General features: G+C 70.5%; 12 protein-coding genes. 7 read left to right on the top strand and 5 right to left on the bottom strand.

The features are described from left to right. Positions 1–109 precede the first annotated feature (109 nt). From KSO97_RS15025 to KSO97_RS15010, 4 genes are all read left to right on the top strand, one after another. Positions 110–997, top strand: coding sequence for a serine protease (locus KSO97_RS15025; protein WP_232680287.1), 888 nt, complete (start codon positions 110–112; stop codon positions 995–997). 149 nt (positions 998–1,146) lie between these two features. After that, on the top strand, positions 1,147–2,022 hold the full coding sequence (locus KSO97_RS15020) for an oxidoreductase (protein ID WP_232680285.1): 876 nt from the start codon (positions 1,147–1,149) through the stop codon (positions 2,020–2,022). Positions 2,023–2,084: 62 nt separating this feature from the next. After that, the gene (locus KSO97_RS15015) at positions 2,085–4,487 is read left to right on the top strand and encodes a DUF6351 family protein (protein ID WP_232680283.1); all 2,403 of its coding nucleotides are present in this window, start codon (positions 2,085–2,087) and stop codon (positions 4,485–4,487) included. A gap of 192 nt (positions 4,488–4,679) precedes the next feature. After that, the gene (locus KSO97_RS15010; RefSeq protein WP_232680282.1) at positions 4,680–6,284 is read left to right on the top strand and encodes a hypothetical protein; all 1,605 of its coding nucleotides are present in this window, start codon (positions 4,680–4,682) and stop codon (positions 6,282–6,284) included. A gap of 124 nt (positions 6,285–6,408) precedes the next feature. On the opposite strand, the gene KSO97_RS15005 is transcribed toward KSO97_RS15010, so the two are convergent. Genes KSO97_RS15005 through KSO97_RS14995 form a run of 3 tightly spaced genes read right to left on the bottom strand, consistent with a single transcriptional unit; the run spans position 6,409 to position 8,796 of the window. Further along, a complete protein-coding gene (locus KSO97_RS15005) occupies positions 6,409–7,329 on the bottom strand; it encodes an SDR family NAD(P)-dependent oxidoreductase (RefSeq protein ID WP_232680280.1) in 921 nt (306 codons plus the stop codon). Further along, entirely contained in the window at positions 7,326–8,147 is an 822-nt protein-coding gene (locus KSO97_RS15000; protein WP_232680278.1) for a maleylpyruvate isomerase family mycothiol-dependent enzyme, read from the bottom strand. Before KSO97_RS15000 ends, KSO97_RS15005 begins: the two co-directional genes overlap by 4 nt. Before the next feature lie 43 nt (positions 8,148–8,190). Continuing rightward, positions 8,191–8,796, bottom strand: a complete 606-nt coding sequence (locus KSO97_RS14995; RefSeq protein ID WP_232680276.1) for a LysE/ArgO family amino acid transporter — start codon at positions 8,794–8,796, stop codon at positions 8,191–8,193. 70 nt (positions 8,797–8,866) lie between these two features. On the opposite strand from KSO97_RS14995, the gene KSO97_RS14990 reads away from it, so the two are divergent. Beyond that, positions 8,867–9,751 (top strand): LysR family transcriptional regulator ArgP, encoded by an 885-nt coding sequence (locus KSO97_RS14990; RefSeq protein WP_232680274.1) that lies wholly within the window; start codon positions 8,867–8,869, stop codon positions 9,749–9,751. A gap of 90 nt (positions 9,752–9,841) precedes the next feature. Here the strand turns inward: KSO97_RS14990 and KSO97_RS14985 are convergent, their stop codons facing one another. Next, positions 9,842–11,692, bottom strand: a complete 1,851-nt coding sequence (locus tag KSO97_RS14985) for an acyl-CoA dehydrogenase (protein ID WP_232680272.1) — start codon at positions 11,690–11,692, stop codon at positions 9,842–9,844. Positions 11,693–11,965: 273 nt separating this feature from the next. Between KSO97_RS14985 and KSO97_RS14980 the strand changes: the two genes are divergently transcribed. Beyond that, positions 11,966–12,424 (top strand): Rrf2 family transcriptional regulator, encoded by a 459-nt coding sequence (locus KSO97_RS14980; RefSeq protein ID WP_232680270.1) that lies wholly within the window; start codon positions 11,966–11,968, stop codon positions 12,422–12,424. Positions 12,425–12,448: 24 nt separating this feature from the next. On the opposite strand, the gene KSO97_RS14975 is transcribed toward KSO97_RS14980, so the two are convergent. Continuing rightward, a complete protein-coding gene (locus KSO97_RS14975) occupies positions 12,449–13,306 on the bottom strand; it encodes a hypothetical protein (RefSeq protein ID WP_232680268.1) in 858 nt (285 codons plus the stop codon). A 227-nt stretch (positions 13,307–13,533) separates the two neighbouring features. Here KSO97_RS14975 and KSO97_RS14970 point away from each other — a divergent pair, with 227 nt between their 5' ends. Then, on the top strand, positions 13,534–14,073 hold the full coding sequence (locus tag KSO97_RS14970) for a SigE family RNA polymerase sigma factor (RefSeq protein ID WP_232680266.1): 540 nt from the start codon (positions 13,534–13,536) through the stop codon (positions 14,071–14,073). Positions 14,074–14,257: the final 184 nt, after the last annotated feature.

Below are 14,257 nucleotides of genomic sequence, written 5' to 3'. Positions count from 1 at the left end.
ACGAGGGTAGGTGAGGGCACCACGTCGCGGTGCCTCGCGGGCCCACTGGGCTAGACGCCGGAACTGGTCGACGGGCGTGACGTCGGGGCGCGTCGGTCGTTGACCGGGCATGACGTTGTCGCGCCCGAATGCCTTGCGGGCACTGGTGATCCTGGTTGCCGCCGCTCTGCTCGCCACCCTCGTGGCGACCTCCGCCGACGCCGCTCCGCGCACGAAGTCGAAGCGCCAGACCACGTGGGCGCCAGCTGCCTCGGCGAGCCTGACGCCGGGCGTGATGGCCTACGCGTCGACGGGGCAGTGCACCACGAACTTCGTCTTCACCGACGCCACGGGAGGGGTCTACATCGGGCTCGCGGCCCACTGCGTCGGCAAGGGCGGATCCACCGACACCAACGGGTGCAAGGTCGACTCGCTCCCGCTCGGTAGCGCGATCACCTTCAACCGCGGCGGCAGCCTGCTGACCAACGGATCGGTGATCGGCTCGGGCACGCTGGCCTACTCCTCGTGGCGCACCATGCGGGCGCTCGGCGTCACCGACGCCGCGACCTGCGACTACAACGACTTCGCCCTGGTCAAGGTCGCCGCCAAGGACGTCGCGAAGGTGAACCCGTCCGTGCCGGTGTGGGGCGGGCCGACCGGCATCGACACCGACGGCGTGCGTGCGGGCGAGCGCGTCTGGTCCTACGGCAACTCCTCGCTGCGTGCGGGTGTCTCGCTGTTCTCGCCGAAGACCGGGTTCACCTTCGCTGACGACGCGGCGGACCGAGGCTGGTCGCACACCTTCTACACGCTGACGCCGGGTGTCCCCGGCGACTCCGGTTCGGCCGTCCTCGGTGCCGGTGGCAAGGCGATCGGTGTGCTCTCCACCGTGCTCATCACGCCACTGCCGTTGGCCAACACCGTCGGCGACCTCGGCCGTGAGCTGGTGTTCGCCCAGGCGCACTCGGGCATCGCGGGGCTCCAGCTGGTCAAGGGCACCGAACCCTTCCGCGGCTGAGCCTGATTCCGCCGGTTGCCGCGCAGCAGGCGAGAACCTGTGGTCGAGCTCGTCGAGACCCCCACCCACGGCCCACCCGACGCAGCGGTCGTCCCGCCTTCCGTCGTCTGTGCGGGTCGCCGCTGCGCCCACCTGACTACCGTGGAGCCATGGCGTCCTCCCGCTCCGCTGACCTGCCCGACCTGACCGGCCGCACCTACGTCGTCACCGGAGCCAACTCCGGCATCGGCTTCGAGGCGGCGCGGAAGCTGGCGGTCGCCGGCGGTCACGTCGTCCTCGCGGTGCGCGACCTGAGCCGCGGCGAGGAGGCCGCGACACGGATCGAGGGCTCGACCGAGGTACGCGAGCTCGACCTGGCCGACCTCGCGTCGGTGCGGCGCTTCGCCGAGACCTGGGACGGCGACATCACCGCACTCGTCAACAACGCGGGCATCATGATGGTCGCGCAGGGGCGTACCGCCGATGGTTTCGAGCGACAGTTCGGCACCAACCACCTGGGTCACTTCGCGCTGACCAACCTGCTCCTGCCGGCCATCACCGATCGGGTCGTCACCGTGAGCTCGGGCCTGCACAACGGTCCGCAGCTCGATTTCGACGACCTCGACTCCGAGCGCAAGTACAACCCGACGCGGGCCTATCAGCGCTCCAAGCTGGCGAACCTGCTCTTCACCCGCGAGCTCCAGGCCCGTCTGGCATCGAGCGGGAGCGGTGTTGTCGCGCACGCGTGCCACCCCGGCTACTCGGCGACCAACCTGCAGAGCCACCACGCGAACCCGGTGATGAACAAGCTGATGTGGGTCGGCAACAAGGTGCTCGCCACGAGCGCGGAGTTCGGCTCCCGCCCGACGGTGCACGCCGTCCTGGCCGACCTGCCGCCCGACAGCTACATCGGCCCGAGCGGCTTCCAGGGCATGCGCGGTGAGCCCGGCCCCAACAAGCGCTCGCCCGCCGCCCGCGACGACGCCGCCGCCCGCCGTCTGTGGGAGGTCTCGCAGGAGCGCACCGGCGTGGCCTTCCCGCTCTGATCTGCCCCGACTCCGCGGGATTCCCTGTCCGTAGGCGGGCTGGTGCGGCATCATGCGCAACTGTGACCACCGCCACTCGCCGGTTGCTCCCCGGCGCGGCGGCACTGTTGACCGTGCTGCCCTTCCTGCTCTCGCCCGCCCCCGCGCCCGCCTCGCCCGCCCCTCCGGGGGCACCGGCGCGGCAGGACGTCGTCGCGGGTCCGACCGCGTCGGCGACCCCGGTGTCGGCGCCGCGACGGGTCGACCGGCTCGCCGTCGTGTCGATGTCGAACCGCCCCGACCTGATCTCCGACGACGACGTCCGACTCGCCGTCCTCCTCCCTGACGGCGTGCGCGCGGCGCAGGTGCGGGTCGCCGTCAACGGCCGCGACGTCACCGGGCGTTTCGCCACGCGGGCGGGCGGCGGGTTCGAGGGCCTGGTGACCGGGCTTCGCCTGGGCCGCAACCAGGTCGAGGCCCGTGTCGTCGGTCGTGGCGGGCAGCGTGCGCTGTTGAGCGTGATCAACCACCGCAACGGCGGGCCGGTCTTCTCCGGTCCGCAGACCCGGCACTACCGCTGCCAGCCGAGCGCGCGGGACGCGTTGTGCAACCAGCCACCGCGCTACCGGTACTTCTACAAGTCCAGCAACCCGCTGCTCGGGAACCTCCAGCGCTACGACATCGGCGACCCGCCGTCCGACGTCGCCACGACCACGACCGACACCGGTGTGCGCCTGCCCTTCATCGTGCGTCGTGAGGACGGGTTCCAGGACCGGGACCGCTACACGATCATGACGCTGTGGCAGCCCGGCAAGAGCTGGAGCGCGTTCGCGCCGCAGCCGCAGTTCAACCACAAGATCCTCATCCCGCACGGCGGCGGGTGCGGCGCCTCCTACGGCCCCTCCGATCCGCCTCTGGGCGACTACTCCGGCACGATCCCGATCTCGGTGCCCGGCATCGACGCCACCTACATCACCGCGCTCGGCCGTGGGTTCGGCGTCATCTCGACCGCGCTGGACAACACCGGCCACAACTGCAACGTCGCGTTGAACGCCGAGTCGGTGATGATGGCCAAGGAGCGCTTCGTCGAGCGGTACGGCACGATCCGGTACACCATCGGCACCGGCTGCTCGGGAGGCTCGATCGCCCAGCACACGGTGGCGAACGCCTATCCCGGCATCTATCAGGGTCTGACCACGACCTGCTCCTACCCCGACACCTTCACCGCCGGCGCGCAGTTCGCCGACTACCACCTCATGCGGCTCTACTTCGAGGACCCGCAGCGGTGGGGTCCGGGCGTCGTGTGGTTGCCGACCCAGATGGCCGACGTCGAAGGCCACCTCTCCCACCTCAACGCGGTCGTCGCCGACGAGGGGCTCTTCAAGTCGGCGCTCAACCCGCGCGACGACTGCCCCGGAACCGTCAGCCCACGACGTGGCGACCCCTCGACCCGGTATCACCCCACGCGCAACCCGCGCGGGGTCCGGTGCTCGGTGCTCGACCTGGTGATCAACCAGCTCGGCCCGCGTCCGCGCAAGGTCTGGTCGCCGATGGAGAAGGCGGCCGGGCGCGGCTTCGGAGGCATCCCCTTCGCCAACACCGGGGTGCAGTACGGCCTGAAGTCGCTGCAACGCGGCGGGATCACCCTGGCGCAGTTCCTCGACCTCAACGCGAAGCTCGGCGGCCTCGACGTCGACTCGGTACGCACCGATCGCCGCATCCCGGGCGACCCCGCGTCGATCTCCCGCGCGTACAGCACGGGGTTCATCAACGAGGCGACCAACATGAGCGACGTCGCGATGATCAACTTCGGTGGACCCGACCCGGGCATCGCCCACGACTACGCCCACGCGTTCTGGCTGGAGGATCGACTGCGCCGCGCCCAGGGTCACACCGACAACCGCGTGATGTGGTTCGGCGTGGTGCCGTTGATCGGCGACCTGCGCTGGGCGAACGAGTCCTTCCTGGCGATGGACCGCTGGCTCTCTCGTGTCGAGCGGGACCGATCCGCTCGGCCGTTGGCGCGCAAGATCGTGGCGAACAAGCCCGCCGACCTGACCGACCGCTGCTTCAACGTGCCCGGCCTGCTCGAGCGGCCCGGTCGGGACGACGAGGTCGACTGCGTGCTGCCCGAGTCCCTGCAGCTGCGCCTCAGCACGCCGCGCGAACAGGCCGGCGGAAACCGGCTGAACGACGTCGTGGCCTGCCAGTTGCGACCGCTGCGACGGGCCGACTACGACTTCCTGTTGCTGCCGATGAGCAACGCACAGTGGCGACGGATGCAGCAGATCTTCCCGACGGGCGTGTGCGACTGGACCCGCCGCGGTCAGGGGCAGCGCGGCACGCGGACGTGGCTGGCCTACGCGCGCGACCACGCCGATCCGGAGTCGCCCGTGGTCTACGGCGGCACGAGGCTGCCATCGCCCGCGCCGATGCAGGGGGCCGGGACGATGAGCGGACCGTTCCTTCCCGCTCTCCGTTCCTGACCGGGCACGGCATCGCGACGAGCTCGATGATCGGGGCGGGCTCGATGACCGGGGCGGCCCCGGTGGTCGGCTCGGCACCGGTGGTCGGCTCGGCACCGGTGGTCGAGCTCGTCGAGACCGAGAACACGTTCTAGATCAGGGATAGGGTGCCTCGGCGAGGCGCCCCGTCCTCATCACCCCAGGGAGTCGGAAGTGAAGTTCGGTCGGACGCTCGTGCTGCTCCTCGCGTTGCTCGTCGTCTGGGCGGTGGGGCCCTGGGCGTTGCTGGTCCTGCTCGGGCTCCTGGCGGCTCCCCGCGTGCGCCGGTGGCTGCGGCCATCGCGTCGCACCGTCGGCGTCGGTGCCGCGACCGTCGCGGTCGTCGTCGCGGTGATCGTGGTGATCCCCGACGGTCGACTGCCGATCCCGCCGGGGATAGGTGCGCTCGTGACGCCGTCCTACCGCGGAAGTCCGGCGACGGCCGATCCGCTCGACGTCGTGGTGCCGCAGCACCCGGGGATGGCGCGCAACGGGGCGTCCGCGATGCACAACGACGGCTGGTCCAGCGATGCCTACACCTGGGAGGGCCCGCTCGGTCGGCAGCCCGAGGTGAACACCGCCTGGTACGGCATCAAGGAGTGCGCCACCCTCGCGTTCGACACCAAGAACAGGATGGTCGCGCTCTGCGGCAACATGCGCGGCGCCATCATGCACGTGCTCGACCCCGAGTCGATGGTGCCGCAGGCGACCCTGGTGCTGCCCGCGCGCGGTGACGGCCGCGGCAAGAAGCCGTGGGAGAACCTCTGCGGCGGCTCCTACTTCTACCTCGACGATCTCGACCGGGCGGTCGTCGCGACGACCGAGCGCCGCATCGTCACGATCACGACCAGCGACGCCGACGGGGAGCCGGCGCTGTCGATCGAGTCGTCCATCGACCTCACCGACTACATCCCCGGCGACGACTGCCTGATCGCCTTGATGCCCGACTGGAAGGGCCAGGGCACCTGGTGGGTGACAGAGGACGGCCGTGTCGGCATCGCCTCCGCGGGCCGGGTCGCGATGCTCGACCTGGACGAGGAGATCGCGAACTCGGTCTCGGTCGGGCAGGACGGCGGGCTCTACGTGGTCACTGTGGAGCAGTTCTACAAGCTGGTCCTGCGTGACGGCGAGGTCGTTCCCGCGTGGGAGACCCCCTACGACCGCGGGTCGCAGAAGAAGACCGGTCAGCTCAGCCAGGGCAGCGGCACGACGCCGACCCTCATGCCCAACGGCATGGTCGCGATCACCGACAACGCCGATCCGCGGATGAACGTCCAGTTCTACCGGCAGCGCACGGGTGAGCTGGTCTGTCAGGAGCCGGTCTTCGACGACGACGCCAGCGCCTCGGACAACTCCCTCGTCCTCGTCGACGACAACGGCGTCGTCGTGGAGAACAACGTCGGGTACAGCGATCCCCTGCGCACGGTGCTCGGTCGGTCGACCCACGGCGGCTTCGCGCGGGTCGACGTCGACCCGGAGGCCGGCACGTGCCGCACGGTGTGGACCAACGACGTTGTCGGCCCCTCGTCGGTGGCGAAGGTGTCCTTGGCGACCGGTCTGGTCTACGCCTACACGAAGCGCTCGAACTGGTGGGGCGTCAACGCCTGGTATCTCTCGGCGATGAGCGCCCGCACCGGCAAGCTCGAGTTCGAGGTGCGCACCGGCATCGGCACGATGTTCAACAACCACTACTCCGCCGTGACCCTCGGCCCCGACGGCTCGGCCTACGCCGCCACCCTGACCGGCATGGTGCGGGTGCACGACCGCGACGCCCGGTGATGTCTCCTCGACCGCCTCTGGTGGTCGAGGTGGCCGCTTTCCCCGTCGCCGGTGGTCGAGGGGGGCGCTCTGCGACCGTCACGAGACCCGGTGCCCCGACAGGAACAGTCGCGACCGTACGGGCTCAGGGGTAGTGCACGCCCGTGGTCTGCTCGCTGATCTCCCAGAGCCTGCGGGCGGCGTCGGGGTCGCGGGCGAGCCGGGTGCCGCGGGTGACCTTCGGCCGGCCGGCGAACTCCAGCGGCCCACGAGGGCCGACATAGGTGCCGGTCGGAAGGTCGGCGGTCGCGGCCATCAGCGAGGGCCAGGCTCCGGCCGCGGCCGACTGCGACATCAGCTTGATCGCGCCGTCCAGCACGGATGCGACGCCGCCCGACGAGCGCCCGTACTGGCCGTTGGCGGCCAGGTGGGTCCCGGCGAAACCCGGGTGCGCGGCCAGCGCCGTCACCCCGGACGGCGCCGCGCGCCGCGCCAGTTCGGCGGTGAAGAGCAGGTTGGCCAGCTTGGTCTCGCCGTAGGCGAGCCAGGGCTGGTAGCGACCGGCCGGGACGCGCGGGTCGCCCACCGGGGCGCGCCGGGCGAGCCGGTGCATCTGCGAGGCCACCGAGACGACGCGTCCGCGTGCCTCGACGAGCTGGGGCCAGAGGAGCCCGGTGAACAGGAACGGCCCGACGTGGTTGGTCGCCAGTTGGAGCTCGATCCCGTCGACGGTGGGCAGGTAGGACGGCATGCCCATCACGCCGGCGTTGTTGACCAGGACGTCGATCGGCCCGAGGTCTGCGGCCCGGTGCGCTGCCTCCCGCACGGCGGTCAGGTCCGCCAGGTCCAGAGTGAGTGACTCCAGTTCCGCGCCGGGTACCTCGACGCGGATCTCCGCGGCGGTCTGCTCGACCTTGCTCGGGCTGCGGCCGGCGAGCACCACCCGTGCTCCGCGCCGCGCCAGTTCGAGCGCCGTGTGATGACCCAGGCCGCCGGTCGAAGGCCCGGTGACGACCACGAGCCGCCCGCTCTGGTCGGGGATGTCGCCCAGGCGCCAGGCGCTCACGGGGTCGTGCCGAGGTTGTCGACGATGCGCCGGCCCAGCTCGACGTCGCCCTCGATGGTGACGGCATCCGCCGGGGCCGCGCGGCGTCCACCGGCGAGGACGACGAACGCCTCGCGGTCCATCGCGATCACCAGGTCGGGGGTGCCGGGCAGCCGCTCGAGGCGCTGGCCGCGCCCGTCGTCCCCGACGACGACGCCGACGGGCACGCTGCCCTCGACGTCGAGCACGGCGGTCGTGCCGGCCGGTGCGGCGGCCTTCTTCGCCACGATGTAGCCGAAGGACTCCATCAGGTAGCCGATGGTGTGGTCGGCCGCGCGGGTGTGCAGCCCGCCGTGGCGACCCACGGCGCGGCGGACGTCCTGCTCGTGCATCCAGACGTCGAGGGGGCGGTTGCGCAGGAGCGTGTTCCAGTCCCACGGGACGCCACCGAAGATCACCTCCGGGTGCGCCCGCCCATCGGTCGGCGGGTCAGCGGCGAGCTGCTCGCGACGTCGCGCGGTCACCTCGCGCAGCTCGGCCAGGAGGTCGGCGGGGCTGTGCTCGCGACGGTTGACGACGCCGATCTCGGTGTAGTGACCCATCAGGCTGGTCACGTGGGCAGGCGGCGGATCGCCGAGCTCGGCGTGCTCCTCGCCGTAGCCGGCGAGGACCCGCTCCAGATGCGCGGTGTGGGCGGCGCAGGCGCGCACGTCCCACCCGGCGAGGTCGGTCGGGGTGTCCCACTGCTCCTCGGGCAGCTCGGCCAGCAGGTCGATGAAGTCCTCGATGGCGCTCCACCACACGTCGATGTACCCGGCGAGACGCTCCTGATCGGTCATGGCGCGAGAGTAGTGGCCGTCGACCGACGACGACCACGTGCCGTCACGTGCCGTGCAGGGCGAGCGTGAGGGCGATGGCGAGCATCGTCAGGCCGATCAGCACGTCGAGCACCTTCCACGCGCGGGGCGTCGCGAGAAGGCGGTGAGCTCGGCGTGCGCCGAAGCCGAGCCCGACGAACCAGGCCAGGCTCGCCGCCATCGCGCCCGCCCCGAACCACCAGCGGTCGCTTCCGTGGCTTGCGGCGACGGTGCCGAGCAGCAGGACCGTGTCGAGGTAGACGTGGGGGTTGAGCCAGGTCAGGGCCAGAGCCGTGCCAATGGCGGCTCGGCGTGAGCCCGCTCCCTCACGTGCGGCGTCCAACGTGGCCGAGCGGGTCGCCGAGCGCAGGGATCGGAGCCCGTACCAGGTGAGGAACGCGACGCCGCCCCAGCGCACGACGTCCAGCAACCAGGGGGCGTGCTCCACGATCGCCCCGATGCCCGAGACGCCGGCGGCGATCAGCACGACGTCCGAGACCGCGCAGACCGCGACGACCGGACCGACGTGACGGCGCGCGAGGCCCTGTCGCAGCACGAAGGCGTTCTGCGCGCCGATCGCGACGATGAGGCTGAGGCCGGTGGCGAGGCCGGCGCCGACGGAGCTGATCACGTCGTCGACGTTAGGTGGCGGCGCGACTTGCGTCCATCGAAAGATCTGCAACGTTCTTTAGCATTGCTTCATGACGATGATGCCGCCTCCGGAGCAGCTGGCCGCTCTGCTGGCGATCGTGGAGGAGGGGACGTTCGAAGCGGCCGGCCGAGCACTCCACGTGACGACGAGCGCCATCAGTCAGCGGATCCGAGCCCTGGAGACCTCCTGTGGTCAGGTGGTCGTGCGACGCAGCACTCCCTGTGAGCCCACGGAGGCCGGCGAGGTGTTGGTGAGGCTGGCGCGGCAGACCGCCCTGCTCTACGCCGAGGCCGGGGCTGTGCTGGCCGCGGACGAGGAGCGGCGCGCCTCACTCGCTGTCGTCGTCAACGCCGACTCGTTGGCGACCTGGTTCCGCGGAGTGATGGCGGAGATCGCCACCTGGACGACGTCGCTGCACCTCTTCGTGGAGGACCAGGCGCACTCCACCGACCTCCTGCGTCGGGGAGACGTGCTGGCCGCCGTCACGTCCGACCCGACGCCGGTGCAGGGATGCTCGGTCGAGGCGCTCGGCGTGCTGCGCTACCGCCCGGCCGCCGCACCCGAGTTCGCCGCGCGCTGGCGGCACGGACGCGGGCCCCGCTGGGCGGACATGCCCGTGGTGGCCTTCAACGAGAAGGACACGCTGCAGCGCGACTATCTCGCTGCGCGCGGTGTCGCCGTGCCCGCCGTCCGGCATCGGGTGCCGACGTCGGCGGACTTCCACGAGGCGGTGCGTCTCGGCCTCGGGTGGGCGTTGGTGCCGGAGCCGCAACTGCTGCCCGATCTCGAGGCCGGAAGGTTGGAGGTGCTGCACGCGCGCGACCACGTCGACGTCGCGCTGTACTGGCAGCGGTGGCGCCTGGCCTCCCCGACGCTCGATCGCCTCAGTGCCGCCGTCCGTTCGGCCGCCTCGTCCCTCCGCGCCCCGAAATGACGTTGACCCGTCTTCAGGTGAAGACGGGTCAACGTGCGATCCGGGGTTGACCCGTCTTTGTTTGAAGACGGGTCAACCGCGGTGGGTGGGTCAGAAGGCGGCTTCGTCGAGGTCCATCAGGTCGAGCGTGGTGGCCTCGAGGATGGCGCGCTCGGCCGCGAGCTTCGGCAGGTTGTGCTGCACGAAGAACTGTGCGGCCGCGACCTTGCCCTCGTAGAAGGCCTGGTCCTTGCCGGCGTCGCCGCCGAGCTTCTCCAGCGCAACCTCGGCCTGACGCAGCAGCAGCCACGAGCAGACGACGTCACCGAGCGCCATCAGCAGGCGCGAGGTGTTGAGGCCGACCTTGTAGATGTTGCGGATCTCGTCCTGCGCCGACATCAGGTCGTTGATCAGGTGACCGACCATGGCGTTGGCGTCGTCGAGCGCGGTGGCGAGCAGGGCGCGCTCGTTCTTGAGGCGACCGTTGCCGGCCTCGCTGTCGATGAAGGCCTGGATCTCGGCCGCGATGTGGCCGAGTGCCTTGCCCTGGTCCTTGACGATCTTGCGGAAGAAGAAGTCCTGGCCCTGGATCGCGGTGGTGCCCTCGTACAGCGTGTCGATCTTGGCGTCGCGCACGTACTGCTCGATGGGGTACTCCTGCAGGAAGCCCGAACCACCGAGGGTCTGCAGCGACTCGGTGCCGAGGAGCACCCACGAGCGCTCCGAGCCGTAACCCTTGACGATCGGCAGCAGCAGGTCGTTGACGGCGTGCGCCAGCTGGTAGGCCTCGCCCTTGTCGTCGGCGTGCTCGAGCAGCGCGATCTGGTCCTGCCACGTGGCGGTGAAGAGCACCAGCGCGCGCATCGCCTCGGCGAAGGACTTCTGCGTCATCAACGAGCGACGGACGTCGGGGTGGTGGGTGATCGTGACGCGCGGGGCGTGCTTGTCCCCCGACTGGGTCAGGTCCGCGCCCTGCACGCGGCTCTTGGCGAACTCCAGTGCGTTGAGATAGCCGGTCGAGAGCGTGGCGATGGCCTTGGTGCCCACGAGCATGCGGGCGTTCTCGATGACCTGGAACATCTGGGCGATGCCGTCGTGGACCTCGCCGAGGAGGTAGCCGACGGCGGGAACCTTCTCGCCGAAGGTGACCTCGCAGGTGTTGGAGACCTTCAGACCCATCTTGTGCTCGACGTTGGTGACGAAGGCGCCGTTGCGCTCGCCGAGCTCACCGGTCTCGAGGTCGAAGTGGTACTTCGGAACGATGAAGAGGCTCAGGCCCTTGGTACCCGGTCCCCCGACGCCCTCGATGCCGACCGGGCGGGCGAGCACGAAGTGCACGACCTGGTCGGAGAGGTCGGACTCGGCGGAGGTGATGAAGCGCTTGACGCCCTCGATGTTCCACGTGCCGTCGTCGTTCAGGGTGGCCTTGGTGCGGCCCGCGCCGACGTCGGAACCCGCGTCGGGCTCGGTCAGCACCATGGTGGCGATCCAGCCCTGCTCGATCATGTGCTGGGCGATCTGCTTGTCGCGGTCGGTGCCGTTGCGCTGCAGGATGCCGGCGAACATGGGGCCGGCGCCGTACATCCAGATAGCCGGGTTCGAGCCGAGCACCATCTCGCCGAGCGACCAGCAGATCGAGCTCGGGGCCGGGGTGCCACCGAGCTCCGCCATCGTCGTCAGGCGCCAGAACTCGGCGTCCATCCAGGTCTGGTAGCTCTTCTTGAAGCTCTCCGGCAGCGGCGCGGTGTTGGTCTCGGGGTCGAACACCGGCGGGTTGCGGTCGGCGTCGACGAACGAGGCGGCCAGCTCACCCTCCGCGAGCTGGGCCACCTGGGCCAGGATCTCGCGCGCGGTGTCGGTGTCGATCTCGGCGAAGGGCCCGGTGCCGAGCACCTGGTCACGGCCGAAGACCTCGAAGAGGTTGAACTCGATGTCGCGCAGATTGTGCTTGTAGTGGCTCACTGACCCACCGTTCTCTCAACTCGGGATGGGGCCGGTGGCATGGACGAGCGGGAACGCCATCGCGTGCTACCAGCCAGTAACTTAATAGTAAATCGCTTGCTGGGTGCTTGCAAGACGGCGAACGGGTGCTCGCGATAGCGCGGACGGCCTACGCGGTTGGGGCCTTGAGTGCTTGCTCGCAGCGAACTGACCCGTTCCGCACGATCTGGCGGGGCGACCGCGCAGACGGGGTTGGTCGAGCGATCTGAGCGAGAAATCTGACACACTGGTCTCGTGCGAGTTTCTGCGAAATCCGACTACGCGCTCCGCGCGCTGATCGAGATGGCCGCGCGCGAGAACGCCAAGGCCGTCAGCGCCGAGGAGCTCGGCCGGTTGCAGGACATCCCCCACGGCTTCCTCCAAGCGATCCTGGCCGACCTGCGTCGCTCCGGCATCGTGATGTCGCAGCGTGGCCAGTCGGGCGGGTGGCGCATGGGCAAGACGCCGGAGACCGTCTCGGTCGCCGACGTCATCCGCGCGGTCGACGGCCCGCTCGTCTCCGTCTACGGCCTGCGGCCCGAGGCCGTGGAGTACAACGATCGCGCCGATGTGCTGCAGCACGTGTGGATCGCAGCTCGGGGGGCGCTCCGCGAGGTCTTCGAGCAGGTCTCGATCCAGGACCTCGCCGACGGCGCCATGCCCGAGGTCGTCACCTCCCGCACGGCCGACGAGGACGCCTGGCAGCCCCACTGACGGGGAATACCGGTGCCTGACGGATCAGGCCACCGAGCTGAGCCGAGCCCGCGCCTTGCGGCGTTTGCGCTCGGACCGATCGAGTTCGGCCTCGAGTGACTCGTTGCGTCGGCTGAGGCGCTCGACCTCCGCCAGAGCGTCGGTGAGTGCGTGCTCGGTGCGTCGCGCGACGTCCTCGGGAGACGTCGACAGGGCGAGATTCGGCAGCCGGAGCGCATCCGGCTCCCCCACGACGTCGTGAGCGGTCGTCGTCAGGATCTCGACCCACGACTCGGCCAGCGCGCGCAGCACGTGCACGCGGGCGCCGACCGGCATCGGGTCGCGGTGAGGTGGCGCGGCCGGCGCGGCGAGCGACGCCGTGCCGAAGCCGACGACGCGACCGAAGTCGGTCCAGGCCTGGTCGGGGTCGACGGCCACGATCACGTGCAGTCGCTCGGGCTTGGAGACGACGCTGCCCCAGCGCGCGAGCACGGTGCCGAGGTCGCGGGCCTGGTCGCCGGGCATCGCCCACGCGTCGGGCGCCGCGACTGTGACCACGACGTGCACCTGGAAGCCGGCGAGCGCGTCGACGACGAGCGCGGCCTGGTCGGGGGTCGCGGAGGCGAGCAACGGCTGACTGGCGACCAGCGTGTGACGGCCCTTCAGGCTGCGACGGACGATCCGGGACCAGACACCTTCGACCTCGCCACGCCTGTAGCCCCACGTCTTGTGGTCGCCGAGCATCTCCAGGGAGGCGCGGAACATCTCATCGCGCGACTCGCCCAGCGCGGTGACGCCGAGCTCGACGAGCGCGTCGCGATGGTGGTCGATGGCGAGGTCGATCACCTCGCCGGCGACGTCGTGCAGTCCGACGTGGAGGAAGACCTTGCGCTTCGTGGCCATGCCGCCACGGTCGGTCGCGGATCTGTGCTCGTGATGAGCCCCGGGTGTGCGCCAGGCGTCAGTCAGATGAACAGCTGTGCACCCCGGTCGCGTCCGCAGGCAACCAGAACGGGGTGCGGGAGCGTCGTAGCGGTGGGCTGTCGAGAAGTGTGGGCCCCGGGGTGTGACACGGCGCCGTGGTCAGGCGTCGTATCGGGTGACGCCGATCGAACGATTGAAGGAGTGGGATGTCGAGGCAGCGGGCCGGAGCACGTGAGGTCGAGGAGCAGTTCTCCGACTTCGCGCGCGCTCGGACGCCGCACCTGTATCGGTCTGCCTGGCTGCTCTGCGGAGATCGCGCCCAGGCCGAGGACCTCGTGCAGGAGACGCTGGCCAAGGTCTTCGTGAAGTGGCGCCGGATCGACAACCCGGCCGCCTACGCCCAGACGACGTTGACGCGCACGTTCCTCAGCGCCAAGCGGCGCCGGAGCTCGGGCGAGCAGCCGTGGGGCGAGGTGCCCGAGGCGCCGGACCCCGCGACGTCGTCCGCGACGGACCGGGTGGTGCTCCAGGTGGCGTTGCTCGCCGCTCTGGCCGAGCTCGCGCCGGCCGATCGTGCCGTCGTCGTCCTGCGCTACCTCGACGACCTGGCGGTCGACGAGGTAGCGGAGCGGATGGGCACGACGTCCGGCGCGGTGCGCAACCGGAGCATGCGGGCCCTGGCCCGGCTCCGCCCGTTGCTCGACCCCTCACTCACCGTCACCCCGGAGAGAGGCATCACCCCATGACCAGTCAGAACGATCCAGCCCGTCACGATCCTGCCCGGAGCGACCCGGGCATGTCGGCGTCCGACCTGTTGCGGCAGGCGAGCGCCGGACTGAACCCCGACGTCGAGCGGCTCGTGGCCGGTGGCACCGCACGGGGCCACCGACTGCGACGACGTCGGGACCTGGGGACCCCGCCCCCCCGCGG

Origin of the sequence: Nocardioides sp. R-C-SC26 (assembly GCF_021246465.1) — a bacterium.
Classification (GTDB): Bacteria; Actinomycetota; Actinomycetes; order Propionibacteriales; family Nocardioidaceae; genus Nocardioides.
This window is presented reverse-complemented; position numbering and strand designations above follow the sequence as displayed.

Bases quoted from the DNA above. Each gene is read 5' to 3' on its own strand.
- KSO97_RS15000 (WP_232680278.1), bottom strand. From the start codon at position 8,147: ATGACCGATCAGGAGCGTCTCGCCGGGTACATCGACGTGTGGTGGAGC.
- KSO97_RS14990 (WP_232680274.1), top strand. From the start codon at position 8,867: ATGACGATGATGCCGCCTCCGGAGCAGCTGGCCGCTCTGCTGGCGATC.
- KSO97_RS14975 (WP_232680268.1), bottom strand. From the start codon at position 13,306: ATGGCCACGAAGCGCAAGGTCTTCCTCCACGTCGGACTGCACGACGTC.
- KSO97_RS15025 (WP_232680287.1), top strand. From the start codon at position 110: ATGACGTTGTCGCGCCCGAATGCCTTGCGGGCACTGGTGATCCTGGTT.
- KSO97_RS14970 (WP_232680266.1), top strand. From the start codon at position 13,534: ATGTCGAGGCAGCGGGCCGGAGCACGTGAGGTCGAGGAGCAGTTCTCC.
- KSO97_RS15020 (WP_232680285.1), top strand. From the start codon at position 1,147: ATGGCGTCCTCCCGCTCCGCTGACCTGCCCGACCTGACCGGCCGCACC.